Genomic DNA, 17446 nt, shown 5'->3' on the forward strand with positions numbered 1-17446 from the left:
AGGATGGGGCTGGTCGCGCAGCACATCCACCAAGGTGGCTGGCGTTACGCCGGTTCAACCTCTGCAGCGGCGGCCGACTTGGCGTTCTGCTGCAGTTTCTTCATTTGCTCCACACCCCAGAGCACGCGCTCAGGCGTGGCCGGGGCGTCGATATTCGGCTGTACGCGGTAGTCAGCCAGGCTGGCCACGGCGTCTTTGATCGCACACCACACGGCGATGCCGAGCATAAACGGCGGCTCACCGACGGCCTTGGAATGGAACACGGTGTCTTCCGGGTTCTTGCGGTTTTCCACCAGGTTGACGCGCAGGTCCAGCGGCATATCGGCGATGGCCGGGATCTTGTAACTGGCCGGGCCATTGGTCATCAGCTTGCCCTTGCCGTTCCACACCAGCTCTTCCATGGTCAGCCAACCCATGCCCTGAACGAATGCGCCCTCGACCTGACCGATGTCGATGGCCGGGTTCAGCGAGGCACCGACGTCATGCAGGATGTCGGTGCGCAGCATCTTGTACTCACCGGTCAGGGTATCGACTATCACTTCCGAACAGGCTGCGCCGTAGGCGAAGTAGTAGAACGGCCGGCCGGCAGCCTTGTCACGGTCATAGAAAATCTTCGGTGTGCGGTAGAAGCCGGTGCTGGAGAGCGACACCTGACCGAAGTAGGCCTTCTGGATCACTTCCTCGAAGCTCAGGAACAGATCGCGCACACGCACCTGGCTGTTGCGGAATTCGACGTCTTCCGGGGTGACCTTGTATTCGCGCACCAGAAAATCAACCAGGCGCTGCTTGAGGGTTTCAGCTGCGTTCTGCGCGGCCTTGCCGTTCAAATCGGCACCGCTGGAAGCTGCGGTCGGCGAAGTGTTTGGCACCTTGTCGGTGTTGGTGGCGGTGATCTGGATGCGCGAGATGTCCACCTGCAGCACTTCGGCAACGATCTGCGCGACCTTGGTGTTGAGGCCCTGGCCCATCTCGGTGCCGCCATGGTTCAGGTGGATCGAACCGTCGGTGTAGATATGGATCAGCGCGCCGGCCTGGTTGAGGAAGGTGGCGGTAAAGCTGATACCGAATTTCACCGGGGTCAGCGCCAGGCCTTTCTTCAGCACAGGGCTCTTGGCGTTGAATGCGCGGATTTCTTCACGGCGCTTGGCGTAGTCACTTCTGGCTTCCAGCTCGGCGGTCATCTCGTGGATAACGTTGTGCTCGACGGTCTGGTGGTAGTGGGTGACGTTGCGCTCGGTCTTGCCGTAGTAGTTGGTCTTGCGCACGTCCAGCGGGTCTTTACCCAGGCTGCGGGCGACCGCATCCATGATCTCTTCGATGGCGACCATGCCCTGCGGGCCGCCGAAACCGCGGTAGGCGGTGTTCGACGCGGTGTTGGTCTTGCAGCGGTGACCATTGATGGTGGCGTTGCCGAGGAAGTAGGCGTTGTCCGAGTGGAACATCGCACGGTCGACGATCGAGCCGGACAGGTCTGGCGAGTAGCCGCAGTTGCCAGCCAGCTCGATCTCGATGCCGTGCAGCAGGCCGTTGTCATCGAAGCCGACGTCGTATTCAACGTAGAACGGATGGCGTTTGCCGGTCATTTGCATGTCTTCAACGCGCGGCAGGCGCATCTTGGTTGGCCGGCCGGTGAGGTGTGCAATCACTGCACACAGGCACGCCGGGCCAGCGGCCTGGGTTTCCTTGCCGCCGAAACCGCCGCCCATGCGGCGCATGTCGATGACGATCTTGTGCATCGGCACGCCGAGCACTTCGGCCACCAGCTTCTGCACTTCGGTGGCGTTCTGCGTCGAGGTGTAGATGATCATGCCGCCGTCTTCGGTGGGCATGACCGAGGAAATCTGGGTTTCCAGGTAGAAGTGTTCCTGGCCGCCGATATGCAGGCTGCCTTGCAGGCGGCGTGGCGCGGTGGCGAGTTCGGCGGCGGAGTTGCCGATCTTGTGCTGATGGCTGTCGAGGACGAAATGCTTCTTGCGCAGCGCATCGACCACATCCAGTACCGGCTCAAGGTCTTCGTATTCAATGATTGCCGCCATGGCCGCTTTGCGTGCGGTTTCCAGGCTGTCGGCCCCTACGGCCAATACCACCTGGCCGACGTATTCAACCTTGCCGTCCGCCAGCAGCGGGTCACCGGCCACGACCGGGCCGATATCCAGCTGGCCGGGTACGTCATCCTTGGTGATGGCAATTGCCACGCCTGGGAACTGGTAGCAAGGGCTGGTATCGATGCTGACGATGCGCGCGTGGGCGCGGTCGCTCATGCGGGCATAGACGTGCAGCTGATTGGGGAATTCCAGGCGGTCGTCGACGTAGATGGCTTCGCCGGAGACGTGTTTGTCCGCGCTTTCATGTTTGACGCTCTTGCCGACGCCGGYGGTGATGTCGGCGCGGAACAGTTCGGCCAGTTCGGCTTGGGTTTTGTGCTGGATGTGGTTAGACATAGGCGGTCACCCGGGTTTCGACTTCGGGAGCTTGCAGCTCGAGGAAGAATTTACGCAGCAGATTCTGTGCAGTGAGCAAGCGGTATTCCTTGCTGGCGCGGAAGTCGCTGAGCGGGGTGAAATCCTCGGCAAGCGCGGCGCAGGCGCGTTCGATTACGCCTGGATACCAGGCTGAACCCTGCAGCGCAGCTTCACAGGCAGCGGCGCGTTTCGGGATGGCAGCCATACCGCCGAAGGCGATGCGTGCGCTCTGCACTACGCCATCTTCAACGACCAGGTTGAAGGCGGCGCAGACGGCGGAAATATCATCGTCCAGACGCTTGGATACCTTGTAGGCGCGGAACGCCTGATTGGCCTGATGGCGCGGCACGATGATCTTCTCGATAAATTCGGCTTCCTGACGCGCAGTCACCTTGTAGTCGAGGAAATAGTCTTCGATCGGCAGGGTGCGGCTGCTGTTGCCTTTACGCAGCACGATCTGCGCGCCGAGGGCGATCAGCAGCGGCGGGGCGTCGCCAATCGGCGAGGCGTTGCCGATATTGCCGCCCAGGGTGCCCTGGTTGCGGATCTGCAGGGAGGCGAAACGATGCAGCAGTTCGCCAAAGTCCGGGTAGTCCTGGGCCAGCGCTGCATAGCAATCGGACAGCGCGGTGGCCGCGCCGATTTCGATGCTCTCGGCGGTCACGTCGACGCGCTTCATCGCTTCGATATGGCCAACGTAGATCATCACCGGCAGTTCGCGGTGAAACTGGGTGACTTCCAGCGCCAGATCGGTGCCGCCAGCCAGCAGGCGAGCTTCGGGGTTGGCCGCGTAAATATCAGCCAGATCAGCCACAGTCAGCGGCAACAGGCAGCGTTTGTCGCCACTGTTGAGTTCGGCGGTTTCACGCGGAGCGATGGCTTTCAGCTGGGCGACGGTTTGTGCTTCGGCAGCATCAAACTGGTCTGGCTGCTTCTGGCAGCAGGCCTGTTCGGCGGCATCAATGATCGGGCGGTAGCCGGTGCAGCGGCAGAGGTTGCCGGCCAGGGCTTCCATGGTGTCGGCCTTGTCGAAACCGTTACTGTTCTTCTGCAAGGCGAACAGCGACATGACGAAACCCGGGGTGCAGAAGCCGCACTGCGAACCGTGGCAGTCGACCATGGCTTGCTGCACGCTGTGCAATTGGCCTTGGTGCTTGAGGTCTTCAACCGTGATCAGCTGTTTGCCGTGCAAGGAGGACACGAAGGTCAGGCAGGAGTTGAGGGTGCGATAACGCACGCGCTCACCGTCCAGCTCTCCGACCACCACGGTGCAGGCACCGCAGTCGCCAGAGGCGCAGCCTTCTTTGGTTCCGGATTTGCCGACATGCTCACGCAGGTAATTGAGCACGGTGACGTTTGGGTCCAGGGCATGCTCAGTACGCAGCTCCCGGTTGAGTAAAAACTGGATCAAGGACGACCTCCAGGCACTTTATTGTTCTCGTATCAGGCTCTGCTGAAACGCTGCGCACAACGGCGCAGCGTTTCCACACGGCTTGGCATGAGGCGAATCTAGAGTTTTCTGACTTTAGGGTCAACAAATATTTGACTCTTTGGTCAGGCGATTGTCATACGATTCAGTTATGAGCGCGAAAAGCCCTGTAGCTCGGTTAAACGCTAGCCGCTTTTGTGCCAAGCAGACGTTGCAGAAACATAGAGTCGAGCAAACAAAAAACGCCAAGGGTGAGGGCCCTTGGCGTTTTTTGTTTGCGGTGATTGCGCTTAGGAGTGGGTCAGCTGCGAATCGGTCAGTTGATGCTCTTCACCGGCGTAATAAGCACGTACCCGAGGGTCCATCACTGCGCGCCACAGCGGCGGAAACAGCGCCAGGACGATCATTCCGGCGTAGCCGTTGGGTAGCTGCGGGCTGTCGTCGAAGTGGCGCAGCACCTGGTAGCGGCGTTTGGCATAGGCGTGGTGGTCAGAATGGCGCTGCAAATGGAAGAGAAACAGGTTGGTCAGGAGGAAGTTGCTGTTCCATGAATGCGTCGGATTGGTGCGTTCATAACGGCCATTCTCCAGCTTGCGACGGTGCAGGCCGTAGTGCTCCACGTAGTTGACGATTTCCAGCAGGGTGAAGGCGACCACTGACTGCGCAATAAAGAACAGCGCGCCGAGCCAGCCGAAAGCCAGGCTGAAACCCAGCATAAACAGCGCACTGACCGCATACCAGCCAATCAGCTCATTGCGCCAGTGCAGGACGGGCAGGTTCTTGCGCTTCAGCCGCTCTGCTTCAAGCTTCCAGGCATTGAGGAAGTTGTGCACATAGGCGTGCGGCAGGAAGGCATACAGGCTCTGGCCGTAGCGCGAGGAGCTGGCGTCTTCTGGGGTCGACACATGCACATGGTGGCCGCGCACATGCTCAATCTTGAAGCCGCCGTAGCACACGGCAGCCAGCAACAAGCCGCCGGCGTTCTGCTCCAGCTGCGGGTCCTTGTGGATAAACTCATGGGCCACGGTGATGCCGATGGCGCCGGTGACCGTGCCGACCGACAGCACCCAGCCGAGCTGACCAATCCAGCTCCAGGCCTCATGGTTGACGAATACCCAGCCGGACCAGCCGAGCATGCTAAGCAAAGCCGGCACGGTGATTAGGCTGAGCAGGCGGTAGTAACCCTGCTGCTCCATTTGCGGCACTTGCACGGCTTCATCGGGGTTGGCCGGGTCGCGGCCAACAATAAAATCCAGCAGCGGGATAACGCCGAACACCACCAGCACCACCAGCCAGGGCCAGGCGTTGGCGTATTGGCTATTTAATGACCAGTAATAGCTCAACGGGATGCCCAATACAGGGATCAACCAGAACCAGTAGCCGATGCTTTTAATCACAAGCATCCAGTTGGAGGGCAGGCGTTCGAACATGGTGGCTCCGTACTTATTATTGTTGGAGTAGGGTGTTGGTTGGATTGTAGGACAATCCGTGTTGCTGCCCATCCCCTGGCAGCCCACCTTTTGGTTTGAAAGCAGAGCGCTGGTGGCCTTGGCCCGGTAACACCCTGTGTTACACTCGCGCCGGCGTTCAACCGCTCAGGCCAAGCCTGGCGCGGGTTTAACCGCTTTAAGCCCCCCAATTAGGTCAGATAGAGCCTAAGGATCATCATGACGTTCAAGGCACCGGATAGCCTCGCTGAGCAGATCGCCCATCACCTTGCGGAACGCATCATTCGTGGTGAGTTGAAGGCGCGTGAGCGGATTCAGGAACAGAAAGTCACCCAGGCGCTGAATGTCAGCCGGGGTTCGGTGCGGGAAGCACTGCTGATTCTGGAGCGCCGCCACCTGATCGTGATCCCGCCGCGCCGCGGAGCGCAGGTGGCTGAACTGACGCCGCATAACGTCAAGAGCCTGTATGCCCTGGTCATGGAGCTGTACATCCTGCTGGGCAAAGCGGTTGCGGATAGCTGGCAGGTTGAAGCCGATCTCGGGCCGTTTCTGGTGATTCAACAGCGCCTGCAGGACAGCCTACAGCGCGAAGATATCAACGCTTTTGTCGAGAGCAGCTTCGACATCATGCGTGCCGCCTTTCCGTTCTCCAATAATCCTTACCTGCAGGAAACCGTGGAGAACCTGCTGCCGGCCATCAGCCGCACCTATCACCTGGCGCTGGAACGGCGCAAAGGCGAGATGGGCCAGTTCCTCAATACCTTTGCCGCCTTGCTGCAGGCGATCATCGCCCGTGACCACCAGGCCATTCGCGAGGTATTGCTGGGTTACGGTGAGCACAATTGCCAGCTGGTGCTGGCCGCACTGGCCGACGCTTAAGGAAGGCTGTCTATGCGGCTCAAGTGCATCAAACTGGCCGGTTTCAAGTCCTTCGTCGACCCGACCACGGTGACCTTCCCCAGCAATATGGCGGCAGTGGTCGGGCCCAACGGCTGCGGTAAGTCGAACATCATCGACGCCGTGCGCTGGGTGATGGGCGAGAGTTCGGYGAAGAACCTCCGTGGCGAGTCGATGACCGACGTCATCTTCAATGGTTCCAATACCCGTAAGCCGGTGACCCAGGCCTCCATCGAGCTGATCTTCGACAACTCCGACGGCACCCTGACGGGCGAATACGCCGGCTACAACGAAATCTCGATCCGCCGCCGGGTCACCCGCGACAGCCAGAACACCTATTTCCTCAACGGCACCAAGTGCCGTCGCCGCGACATTACCGACATCTTCCTCGGCACCGGCCTGGGCCCGCGCAGTTACTCGATCATTGAGCAGGGCATGATCAGCAAACTGATCGAAGCCAAGCCGGAAGATCTGCGCAACTTTATTGAAGAAGCCGCCGGTATCTCCAAGTACAAGGAGCGCCGCCGCGAGACCGAGAACCGCATACGCCGTACCCATGAAAACCTGGCGCGCCTGACCGACCTGCGCGAAGAGCTGGAGCGTCAGCTCGACCGCCTGCACCGTCAGGCCCAGTCGGCAGAGAAATACCAGGAATACAAGGCCGAAGAGCGTCAGCTCAAGGCTCAGCTCACTGCCTTGCGCTGGCAAGCGCTGAATGAGCAGGTGGGTAGCCGCGAGGCGGTGATCAGCAACCAGGAAGTTAGCTTCGAAGCCCTGGTGGCCGAGCAGCGTAATGCCGATGCGAGCATCGAGCGGTTGCGCGATGGCCACCATGAGCTGAGCGAGCGTTTCAACCTGGTGCAAGGCCGCTTCTATTCGGTGGGCGGCGATATCGCGCGTATCGAGCAAAGCATCCAGCACGGTCAGCAGCGTCTGCGTCAGTTGCAGGATGACCTCAACGWAGCCGAGCGCGCGCGCCTGGAAACCGAATCGCACCTGGGCCACGACCGCACGCTGCTGGCGACCCTTGGCGAAGAGCTGGCCATGCTCGAACCCGAGCAGGAGCTGACTGCAGCGGCGGCCGAAGAGTCCGCCGCCGGGCTGGAAGAATCGGAAACAGCCATGCATGGCTGGCAGGAACAGTGGGACAGCTTCAACCAGCGCAGCGCCGAGCCGCGGCGTCAGGCCGAAGTGCAGCAATCACGCATCGCCCAGCTGGAGCAGAGCCTGGAGCGCCTGGCCGAGCGTCAGCGCCGTCTCACCGATGAGCTGCAGCAACTGGCCGCCGACCCGGAAGATGCGGCGATTATCGAACTGAGCGAGCAGATCGCCGCCGGCGAAATCAGTCTGGAAGATCTGCAGCTGGAAGAAGAACAGCAGGCCGAGCGCCTGCAACAACTGCGCAATGATMTGCAGCAYAGCGGTCAGGCCCAGCAGCAGGCGCAAGGTGAATTGCAACGCCTGAATGGCCGCCTGGCCTCGTTGGAAGCCTTGCAGCAAGCGGCGCTTGATCCCGGTAAAGGCGCTGGCGACTGGCTGCGTGAGCAGCAGCTGAGCGAACGTCCGCGTCTGGCTGAAGGCCTGCGGGTTGAAGCCGGTTGGGAATTGGCGGTGGAAACCGTGCTGGGTGCCGATCTGCAGGCCGTGCTGCTGGATGATTTCCAGGGGCTGGATTTTGCCGGCCTGACCCAGGGCGATCTGCGCCTGGCCAGCCCGAGCAAGGGCGGCGCGCGGGTTGCCGGCAGCCTGCTGGACAAGGTTGAAGCTAGCGTCGATCTGGCACCCTGGCTGGGCAAGGTCAAACCGGTGCAAAGCCTGGATGAAGCGCTGGCCGCACGCTTGAACTTGGCCGAAGGCGAGAGCCTGATCAGCCGTGATGGCTACTGGGTGGGCCGGCACTTTTTGCGTGTGCGCCGCGCCAGTGAAGCGGAAAGCGGTGTGCTGGCCCGAGGTCAGGAGATCGAGCGGCTAAGCCTGGAGCGTGATGAACGCGAAGCTGCATTGGCCGGGCTGGATGAGCGCTTGACCCATCTGCGTGAAAATCAGCGTGCTCAGGAAGAACAGCGCGAGCAGCAACGCCGCCATGCCCAAGACCTGGCCCGTCGTCTCGGTGAGTTGAAGGCCCAGCTGTCTGCCGGGCAGGCCAAGGTAGAGCAGCTGATATTGCGCCGTACCCGCTTGGACAGCGAACTGCTGGAGCTGGGCGAGCAGCGCGAAATTGAACACGAGCAACTGGGTGAGTCACGCCTGCAACTGCAGGACGCCCTGGATGCCATGGCGACCGACAACGAGCAGCGCGAAAGCCTGCTGGCCCGCCGCGACAGCTTGCGCGAACGCCTCGATCGCGTGCGCCAGGAAGCCCGCCAGCACAAAGATCACGCCCACCAGCTGGCCGTGCGCCTGGGTTCGTTGAAAGCCCAGCATGATTCCACCCGCCAGGCCCTGGAACGCCTGGAGCTGCAGGCCGAGCGTCTGCATGAGAAGCGCGAGCAACTCAACCTCAATCTGGAGGAGGGTGAAGCACCGCTGGAAGAGCTGCGCATGAAGCTCGAAGAGCAGCTCGACAAGCGCATGGCGGTAGAAGACGAACTCAAGCTGGCGCGCCTGGCCCTGGAAGATGCCGACCGCGAGCTGCGTGACGCGGAAAAACGCCGTACTCAGGCCGAGCAGCAGTCGCAGTTGCTGCGCAGCCAACTGGAACAGCAGCGCATGGATTGGCAATCGCTGACCGTGCGGCGCAAGGCGCTGCAGGATCAGTTGCTCGAAGACAATTACGACCTGCATGGCGTGCTCGCCAGCTTGCCGGCAGAGGCCAGCGAGAAAGTCTGGGAAGAAGAACTGGAACGTCTGGCTGCCCGTATTCAGCGCCTGGGCCCGATCAACCTGGCGGCCATCGACGAATACCAGCAGCAATCCGAACGTAAGCGTTACCTGGATGCGCAGAACGCCGACTTGGTGGAGGCGCTGGATACCCTGGAAAACGTCATTCGCAAGATCGACAAGGAAACCCGCAACCGCTTCAAGGAAACCTTCGATCAGATCAACGGCGGCCTGCAGGCGCTTTTCCCGAAAGTCTTCGGTGGCGGCAACGCTTATCTGGAGCTGACCGGCGAGGACCTGCTGGATACCGGCGTGACCATCATGGCGCGCCCACCTGGCAAGAAGAACAGCACCATTCATTTATTGTCCGGTGGGGAAAAGGCGTTGACTGCCCTGGCCCTGGTATTTGCCATCTTCAAACTCAATCCAGCGCCGTTCTGCATGCTCGATGAAGTGGATGCGCCGCTGGATGATGCCAACGTTGGGCGCTATGCCCGGCTGGTAAAAGAGATGTCGGAAACCGTGCAATTTATCTATATCACCCACAATAAAATCGCCATGGAAATGGCTGATCAGTTGATGGGCGTAACCATGCACGAGCCCGGTTGTTCGCGATTGGTGGCCGTGGATGTGGAGGAAGCGCTGGCCTTGGTTGAATCATGATGGCCAGGGCGGTGTAAAGTTATCTTTCGTCGTGCTAGCTTAATGCGCATTGTTATTAGACGTGGCGTTATAACTTAGGGAAAGGCCTGGCAGAACATAGGCTTGGCGTCGCGGAAAAGAATTAGCAAAATGGCCCAGGAAGGCCTTTTTCATCACATTTTTATTAGGGGTTAAGGTATTTCATGGAATTCGGTCTGCGCGAGTGGCTGATTGTCATCGGCATTATTGTGATTGCCGGCATCCTGTTTGATGGCTGGCGGCGGATGCGTGGTGGTAAGGGCAAACTCAAGTTCAAACTTGACCGCAGTTTTGCCAATCTGCCGGATGATGACAGCGATCCTGATCTGCTCAGCCCGCCGCGGGTTATTGATCGCAGCAACGAGCCGGCTTTTGATGAAGAAGACCTGCCATCGCTGAGCGCACGTGAGCTGAATCGTCGCCGCAGTGGTGAGCCGCAACAGGGCGACCTTAATCTGGGCCTGGAAGAACCTGTACCGACGCTGCTTAACCCGGTTGATGACGATGTGGTCAAACCCGCCAGTCAGGCCAAGGAAAGCAGCAAGGAATTGCCACCGGTTGAAGAAGTGCTGGTGATCAATGTCATCGCCCGCGATGAAGAAGGCTTCAAAGGCCCAGCGCTGTTGCAGAATATTCTGGAAAGCGGCCTGCGTTTTGGCGAGATGGATATTTTCCATCGCCACGAAAGCATGGCGGGCAATGGTGAAGTGCTGTTCTCCATGGCCAATGCCTTGAAACCTGGCACCTTTGACCTCGACGACATTGAAGGTTTCAGCACCCGCGCCGTGAGTTTCTTCCTCGGTTTGCCGGGCCCGCGTCATCCCAAGCAGGCTTTTGATGTGATGGTGGCCGCCGCACGCAAACTGGCCCATGAGCTGGGTGGCGAGTTGAAGGATGACCAGCGCAGTGTGATGACCGCGCAAACTATCGAACACTACCGCCAACGCATCGTCGAATACGAGCGCAAGCAACTGACCAATAAGCGCTGATTTAATCGATGAAATACCAAGAGCAGCCAAGGCTGCTCTTTTCGTTTGAGAGCACACCGCAATGACCGACGCCTCGATTGCTGCCCAGCGCATTCTGCAACTGCGTGCCGAACTGGATGGGCATAACTATCGCTATCACGTACTCGATGAGCCGAGTATTCCTGACGCCGAATATGACCGCCTGTTCCATGAGCTGAAAGCTCTGGAAGCCGAACACCCAGAGCTGGTCACGGCCGACTCGCCGACCCAGCGTGTCGGCAGCCTGGCTCTTTCGGCCTTCGGTGAGGTCAGGCACGAAGTACCGATGCTTAGTTTGGGCAACGCTTTTGAAGAAACCGACCTGCTGGATTTCGACCGCCGGGTGCGTGAGGGGCTGGACCTGTCGGCGGGCGATCTGTTTGGTGGTGGCGCCGAGGTTGAGTACAGCTGCGAGCCCAAGCTTGATGGCCTGGCCGTCAGTCTGCTGTATCGCGACGGCCTGTTGGTGCGTGGCGCGACGCGTGGTGATGGCAGCACGGGCGAGGACATCAGCGTCAACGTGCGCACCATTCGCAATGTGCCGTTAAAGCTGCAGGGCGAGGGCTGGCCGTCTGTGCTGGAGGTGCGTGGAGAAGTCTTTATCTCCAAGGCCGGTTTCGAGGCGCTAAATGCGCGGCAGCTGGAGCAGGGCGGTAAGACCTTCGCCAATCCGCGCAATGCCGCTGCTGGCAGCCTGCGCCTACTGGATTCGAAAATCACTGCCAGTCGTCCACTGGAGCTCTGCTGCTACGGCATCGGCCAGGTGCAAGGCGAGCTGCCACAAACGCATATCGGTATCCTTGAGGCGCTGAAGCAATGGGGCATGCCGATCAGCCGTGAGTTGAAACTGGCCAAAGGTGCCGATGAATGCCTGGCCTACTACCGCAACATCGGTGAACGTCGCGAATCGCTGGCTTATGAAATCGACGGCGTGGTGTTCAAGGTCAATAGCCTGGCCTATCAGCGCGAACTCGGCTTCCGCGCCCGCGAGCCGCGCTGGGCGATTGCCCACAAGTTCCCGGCGCTGGAAGAGCTGACCGAGCTGCTGGACGTGGAGTTTCAGGTTGGCCGTACTGGCGCGGTTACCCCGGTCGCGCGCTTAAAACCGGTCAAGGTGGCGGGTGTCACGGTGTCCAACGCGACGTTGCACAATATGGATGAGGTGGCGCGCCTGGGGGTGATGATCGGCGATACGGTGATTATCCGCCGCGCCGGCGATGTGATTCCGCAGGTGGTGCAGGTGGTGCTTGAGCGCCGCCCACTGGATGCCAGGCCTGTGCAGATTCCCGAAAGCTGCCCGGTGTGTGGTTCGCACGTTGAACGAACCCAGCTGGTTAAACGCAGCAAGGGCAAGGAAACCTTCAGCGAAGGCTCGGTGTACCGCTGCGTCGGCCGCTTGGCCTGTGGCGCGCAGCTCAAGCAGGCGATTATTCACTTTGTCTCGCGCCGGGCCATGGATATCGAAGGCCTGGGTGACAAAACCATCGAGCAGTTGGTTGATGAGCAGCTGATCGCCTCACCGGCCGATCTGTATCAGCTCAAGTATGAGCAGATCATCAACCTGGAAGGCTTTGCCGAGGTGTCCAGCAACAAGCTGCTGCAGGCCATTGCCGACAGCAAACAACCCAGCCTGGCACGCTTTATCTACGCCCTGGGCATACCCGACGTAGGCGAGGAGACTGCCAAGGTACTGGCCCGTGCGCTGGCCTCCCTGGAGCGCGTGCAGCAAGCCTTGCCCGAAGTGCTGACCTACCTGCCGGATATTGGCCTAGAGGTGGCGCACGAAATCCACAGTTTCTTTGCCGACAGCCATAACCAGCAGGTGATCAAGGCTTTGCTGGCCAGCGATGAATGCGGTTTGCAGTTGCAGGAACAAGGCGAGCTGAGTGCCGAGTTCAGTGCCAGCGCTACGTTGGCAGGGATGCTCGACAAGCTGAATATCCCCTCCGTCGGCCCCGGCGGCGCACAGAAGCTGGCAGATAAGTTTGGCAGCCTTGAGGCTGTACTGGCGGCTGACTGGCTGGATATGCGCCAGACTCTGCCTGATAAACAGGCCAACGCTGTGCGCGATTTTTTCCAGATACCGGCCAATGTCGAGCGCGCGCGCGCCATCGAAGCGCAGTTGCAGGCCTTTGGCATGCACTGGCACAGCGAGAAGAAAGTTATCGAAGGCTTGCCGCTGGCTGGGCAGACCTGGGTGCTGACCGGCACACTGGAAGTGATGAGCCGTGATGCCGCCAAGGAAAAGCTGGAAAGTCTGGGGGCCAAGGTCGCCGGTTCAGTCTCGGCGAAAACCAGTTGTGTGGTGGCAGGCCCGGGGGCGGGCTCGAAGCTGGCAAAAGCCACTGAGTTGGGCGTGCGGGTGATTGATGAGGCGCAGTTCTTGTCAGCCTTGGCAGGCTACGGCCTCTAGACGAGCGGGTTTTCTGTACTGCCCCCAAACAAGGTTTGGGGGCAGTAGGCAACTTAGTTACCGGTTACGTTCACGCAGGTTTCGCCGAAGAACGGGTAGAAGCCTTTGGTGTGGTAATCAGCGGTAGCGATGGTGCCGATGTTGCCATTGGCCTTGGCGGCAGCAATGGAAGCGTCGCCTTTGTTGATCAGACCAATGATGGTGGTGGCGCAAGCAGTGCCGGTTTTGTTGCCGGAAGCGGTAGTGGCAGTGATCGGACCTTTAACGTCGGTGATCAGGCCAACGCTGACTGGCGACAGGCCAGAGGCGCAACCGCTGAGCAGGGTAACCAGGCCGGCAGCCAGAGCAATTTTCTTCAACATGTTGTGATTCCTTTTCGCTTATCCATAAGAAGCTTTACCCATCCAGGTAAAGTGCCCCGGCACCCTAAAACAGGGACGGGGCAATAACAAGCTCGCGTGCTTGTTTTCAAACCGGTTTCAAATTTATGAAATTTTCCGGTGGATTTTTCGGCAGCCGTTGTTCTGCGCTCAGCACAATTGAATTGGCAGCCGAGTGAGAATGCTGAGGGGCAGGGGGAGGTTGCCTGGCGCTTCGATCAGACGCCAGGCGAGGTGCGATCAGTCGCCGCGGTATTCGCAGCCGCTGGTGCAGGTTTCGTGGATACGGATACGCGATAGCTCTGGCAGCAGCGGCTTGAGTTCCTGCCAGATCCACTTGGCTAGCACTTCACTGGTGGGGTTTTCCAGGCCAGGAATATCGTTCAGGTAGTTGTGGTCGAGTTGTTCGTAGAGCGGCTTGAAGATCGCCTTGATCTCGGAGAAGTCGCGAATCCAACCGGTGTAGGGGTCAACCTCACCTTCGATATACACCGCGACCTTGAAGGAGTGGCCGTGCAGGCGCCCGCATTTGTGCCCTTCGGGGACGTGAGGCAGGCGATGCGCGGCCTCGAACATAAACTCTTTGAACAATTCCACGGTCTTTCTCTCAGGTGGTACGCGGCAAACAGCGCGTTTAGCAAGGCGCGAATATTACCAGCTCAGCGGCTGTTAACCGAGTAGCACAGAGAATTGGATACAGTTTTATGGCTGATTGCGCTCCAACCGGTAGATGCTGACGGCCTCGTACACGGCCTTTCTCAGACGGTTGATACCGCCAATCGGACGATGCTCGGGTAGCGCATGCCAGGGGTTGAACGACAGGTTGTCGCAGAACAGGTTCTGCTCGCGGCTATCAAAATCCTGTGCCGGCACCTTGATGGTGGCGACGGTTTCAAACGGTGAAATGGTTTCGCTCCACTCAACGCTGGGGTCTTCGATGGGCATGTAGTACTCGGCGTTCTGCCGCTGCACTTGCAGGGCAAAGCAGGCCGGTACGCGGTCCAGAGACAGCTGCTGGTACAGCGCATTGCGCAGGAAGTTCGGCAGGTCCTGGTTCTGTTCAGGCAGCTGATAGTCCGGGCAGGCTTCCGGTTGAGGAATGACCCGGTACTTGATGTTGTGCTCGCCCAGTTTGAAGGGGGCGATGGAGTTATAGGTGGTCGCCACCGGTGTTTCCGGGGCCGGGGACAGGGTTTTCAGGGCGATGATCAGGTGGCGGATTTCCCAGGTGCTGGGGTTCCAGCTGGGGAAGAAGGCCATGGCCTTTTTGCCATCGGCCTGAGCGGCGAAATTGCTTTTGTACTCGGCCACGTCGCGCACGAAAAAGGCTGGGTGATTGAACATCACAAAGTCCTGCTCGCTGGCATGCTGCGGGCTTTTGCTGAGTTTTTCACCGGGCACATCGAGTAGCTTGATCGCCATGCCGCGTGCATCGCGGGCCCGGTCGAACTGCGGGTAGGCATTGCCGTTGGACAGACGCATCCAGGCCTGCCAGGTCTTGCCGGGTTCGCTGAGTACGCCGCGTTGCAGGCTGCTGTCGATATCGGCACTGACGGTGACTTCCGCCTTCATGCAGCCATGCGCCTTGGCGTGGGCATCACGCAGCACGCGGGTGTTATCACGGTGCTGTTCGACCACGCGGATGGCATCTTCAATGATGCCTTGGGTGAGCGCGGCCTCATCGGCCGGGATCTGTTCTTCAGTGGACACCGGGCCGGAGAATTTCCAACCGTAGTAGGCCGCGCCGATGGCCCAGCCGCCAATACCAATGGCCAATACGAGCACCAGCAATTTGCCCAGTACGCGGCCGAGCCAGAGCCAGAATCGTTTAAACATGCGGTCAATTCCTTTTAATTATTCTCAGTGTGCGATTACAGGCGCTGTGTGTTTCAGTTCTGGCAAGACGGGCCGGGCGTCCACTCCTTGGCGGCAACAGGTTGTAGCTGCTGTTCCAGAGCAGGGTTGCCCAAGACCTTGAGGTATTCGATCAGCGCCCAGCGTTCTTCCGGTTGCAGGGCGCGGCCGATCACGCCGTCTTCACGGCAGCCTGCGCGGAATTCATGGCCGCGATTGCTGTTACCGGTGACCTGAGTATCGAAGTGGAAGCCGCCGGTGAATTTTTCGCTGTTGTAGCCAATCTGTTTCGGGTTGAACTCGAAGTTGCCCACCCAGAACTGAGTTTGCCGCTCCGAGACCGGCGACAGCAGCTGGAACAGCGTCGGCACCGAGCCGTTATGCAGGAACGGCGGAGTAGCCCAGATGCCATCCAGCGGGCGCGCCTTGTAGCCGCGTTTTTCCTGTACGCCAATCGGCAGGCCGAAACCGTCCATGCGCCAGCGTTCACGCTCGGAAATGCCGGCATCCTGATAGGCGCGGTTTTCCACATAGGCGGTGACATAGGCCAGGGCCTTGGCGCTGGAGATGCTGCGCATGTCGATATCGTCCAGCGTGGCGCCAAACAAGCGCACGTCCAGTTTGCTCAGCTCGGCTTTGGTCCAGCCCAGTTTGCTGATATCGAAGCGGTGGTCGGCGATATTGTCCGCGGTGGTCGGGTCGGTGCCGACGATGGAGGTCGGTACCACGCGCATACGCCATTCGGGATCGCGGGCCGGCGCAAAACGCTCATCCGGTTTCTTCGGATCAGGCGCATGGCAGTAGGCGCAGTTTTCTGCAAACAGCGCGCGACCACGGCTGGCCAGCGGCAGATCGACCTTGCCGAACACTTCTTCTGGCCAGGTGGGCGGCTGCAGTTGCTTGAGGGTTTCTTCCAGGGTGAACAGGTCACGCAGGCGTACGCTGGAGGCGTAGCGTTCGGCTTCGACAACTGGATGGCCGTCGGTATTCAGCAAGCGCAGCGTGGCGCCGACGCCCAGGGCCTCGCCAACGTTGCGGGCCATAGGCTGCATGGCCGAACCGTTCCACTGTACCCAGTCGAATTTCCAGATATCCCAGACCTGCGGATAGCTCACCGGCGCATTGGCGACTCGGTAGTTACTCGGGTCGATTGCATCACCAAATACGCTGTTGGCAATCCGGCCGAAGGCATCGGTACGGCCAAAACCTTCCTCGGTTGGGTAGAGACCGCGGTGCCAATCATTGAATGCCGTGCCCAGCAGGCGATCGAGCACCACTTTGAAGTCGCGGCGCAATTGCGCGTTGTGGCTGCTGTATTCATCGCCCAGTACCTGTTTGGCAAAGCGGCGGAATTTCAGTGGGTTGTAATAGGTAAAGGCCATGCTCATGCCAAGCGCCTGACCAAAGCTGCCGCCGCGTACGGTGGGTACGGTGGACGCCAGCGAATGCAGCGCCGCGCCGCCATCGATGCGCACGGCTTGGCCTTTGTAGCGCAACTCGCCGGTGTGGCAGGCCGCGCAGCTGATATCCAGGTAATGCTCGCCACTTTCCGCATCGGCATGCCGAGCAAAACCGACCGGCAGGTTGCCGGGATTTAGCGGTGTGGGCTGTTGGGCGGGATCGACAAGGAAGCCAAAGCGCGCGAGGTAATCCGGGGTGGCGAATTTGCTACWGCTGAACGGCAGCTCCAGAGCGTTGAACCATTCATAACGCAGGCCTTTTACCTGAGTGCCCTGGGGGGTGTAGTAGTAGGTCTGGCGTTCGTCTGCCGACCACTGATCAAGGTAGTGCAGTTTGTCGGGCTGTTGGTAGACCGGCAGGTTGGGGTTGGCGATGAAATACAGGGCGACAAGTAGCCCCACCACCAGCAACAAAAGAAGCCCATACAGGGCCCGACGGAGAATGCGCATGGATACTTCCTTGTGGCGTTTTTTATTTGTTGTTTTTATGCCAATTGGCGCAGCCAATGGCAAGCAGCCATTACTACGAAACCCAGGAAATAGTCTTCTTTTCGGCCTGAAGATGGTTTTACAGTGCGGTTTATGACGAATTAAT

General features: G+C 59.7%; 12 protein-coding genes. 5 read left to right on the top strand and 7 right to left on the bottom strand.

The features are described 5' to 3' along the window. Nucleotides 1-44: 44 nt before the first annotated feature. The 3 genes from xdhB to P3C18_RS16440 all read right to left on the bottom strand — a co-directional run bounded on the left by xdhB (nt 45) and on the right by P3C18_RS16440 (nt 5321). Complete coding sequence (gene xdhB / locus P3C18_RS16430) at nt 45-2441, bottom strand: xanthine dehydrogenase molybdopterin binding subunit (protein WP_275962915.1); 2397 nt, start codon at nt 2439-2441, stop codon at nt 45-47. After that, on the bottom strand, nt 2434-3873 hold the full coding sequence (gene xdhA / locus P3C18_RS16435) for a xanthine dehydrogenase small subunit (protein WP_275962916.1): 1440 nt from the start codon (nt 3871-3873) through the stop codon (nt 2434-2436). The genes xdhB and xdhA overlap by 8 nt, the downstream gene beginning before the upstream one ends. Nucleotides 3874-4181: 308 nt before the next feature. Then, a complete protein-coding gene (locus tag P3C18_RS16440) occupies nt 4182-5321 on the bottom strand; it encodes an alkane 1-monooxygenase (RefSeq protein WP_275962917.1) in 1140 nt (379 codons plus the stop codon). Nucleotides 5322-5558: 237 nt separating this feature from the next. Between P3C18_RS16440 and P3C18_RS16445 the strand changes: the two genes are divergently transcribed. The 4 genes from P3C18_RS16445 to ligA all read left to right on the top strand — a co-directional run bounded on the left by P3C18_RS16445 (nt 5559) and on the right by ligA (nt 13157). Further along, complete coding sequence (locus P3C18_RS16445; RefSeq protein ID WP_275962918.1) at nt 5559-6218, top strand: GntR family transcriptional regulator; 660 nt, start codon at nt 5559-5561, stop codon at nt 6216-6218. A 12-nt stretch (nt 6219-6230) separates the two neighbouring features. Next, nucleotides 6231-9719, top strand: coding sequence for a chromosome segregation protein SMC (gene smc / locus P3C18_RS16450; RefSeq protein WP_275962919.1), 3489 nt, complete (start codon nt 6231-6233; stop codon nt 9717-9719). A 182-nt stretch (nt 9720-9901) separates the two neighbouring features. After that, a complete protein-coding gene (gene zipA / locus P3C18_RS16455) occupies nt 9902-10726 on the top strand; it encodes a cell division protein ZipA (RefSeq protein WP_275962920.1) in 825 nt (274 codons plus the stop codon). A 61-nt stretch (nt 10727-10787) separates the two neighbouring features. After that, nucleotides 10788-13157, top strand: coding sequence for an NAD-dependent DNA ligase LigA (gene ligA, locus P3C18_RS16460; RefSeq protein ID WP_275962921.1), 2370 nt, complete (start codon nt 10788-10790; stop codon nt 13155-13157). A gap of 53 nt (nt 13158-13210) precedes the next feature. On the opposite strand, the gene P3C18_RS16465 is transcribed toward ligA, so the two are convergent. The 4 genes from P3C18_RS16465 to P3C18_RS16480 form a co-directional block, all read right to left on the bottom strand. Continuing rightward, nucleotides 13211-13519 (bottom strand): TRL-like family protein, encoded by a 309-nt coding sequence (locus tag P3C18_RS16465; protein ID WP_090253600.1) that lies wholly within the window; start codon nt 13517-13519, stop codon nt 13211-13213. 258 nt (nt 13520-13777) lie between these two features. Then, nucleotides 13778-14134 carry a 6-carboxytetrahydropterin synthase QueD gene (gene queD, locus P3C18_RS16470; RefSeq protein ID WP_275962922.1) on the bottom strand — a complete coding sequence of 119 codons (357 nt, stop codon included), beginning with the start codon at nt 14132-14134 and terminating at the stop codon, nt 13778-13780. Between the two features lie 105 nt (nt 14135-14239). Continuing rightward, complete coding sequence (locus tag P3C18_RS16475; protein WP_275962923.1) at nt 14240-15373, bottom strand: catalase family protein; 1134 nt, start codon at nt 15371-15373, stop codon at nt 14240-14242. Nucleotides 15374-15426: 53 nt separating this feature from the next. Beyond that, nucleotides 15427-17301 (bottom strand): di-heme-cytochrome C peroxidase, encoded by a 1875-nt coding sequence (locus P3C18_RS16480; RefSeq protein WP_275962924.1) that lies wholly within the window; start codon nt 17299-17301, stop codon nt 15427-15429. Between P3C18_RS16480 and P3C18_RS16485 the strand changes: the two genes are divergently transcribed. Continuing rightward, nucleotides 17300-17437, top strand: a complete 138-nt coding sequence (locus P3C18_RS16485) for a hypothetical protein (RefSeq protein ID WP_275962925.1) — start codon at nt 17300-17302, stop codon at nt 17435-17437. The genes P3C18_RS16480 and P3C18_RS16485 overlap by 2 nt on opposite strands. Nucleotides 17438-17446 lie beyond the last annotated feature (9 nt).

The sequence above is a fragment of the Pseudomonas sp. 1928-m genome (assembly GCF_029269135.1).
Classification (GTDB): Bacteria; Pseudomonadota; Gammaproteobacteria; order Pseudomonadales; family Pseudomonadaceae; genus Aquipseudomonas.

Coding starts and splice junctions, on each gene's coding strand:
- ligA (WP_275962921.1), top strand. CDS start 10,788: ATGACCGACGCCTCGATTGCTGCCCAGCGCATTCTGCAACTGCGTGCC.
- P3C18_RS16445 (WP_275962918.1), top strand. CDS start 5,559: ATGACGTTCAAGGCACCGGATAGCCTCGCTGAGCAGATCGCCCATCAC.
- zipA (WP_275962920.1), top strand. CDS start 9,902: ATGGAATTCGGTCTGCGCGAGTGGCTGATTGTCATCGGCATTATTGTG.
- P3C18_RS16475 (WP_275962923.1), bottom strand. CDS start 15,373: ATGTTTAAACGATTCTGGCTCTGGCTCGGCCGCGTACTGGGCAAATTG.
- P3C18_RS16465 (WP_090253600.1), bottom strand. CDS start 13,519: ATGTTGAAGAAAATTGCTCTGGCTGCCGGCCTGGTTACCCTGCTCAGC.
- P3C18_RS16485 (WP_275962925.1), top strand. CDS start 17,300: ATGGATACTTCCTTGTGGCGTTTTTTATTTGTTGTTTTTATGCCAATT.
- P3C18_RS16440 (WP_275962917.1), bottom strand. CDS start 5,321: ATGTTCGAACGCCTGCCCTCCAACTGGATGCTTGTGATTAAAAGCATC.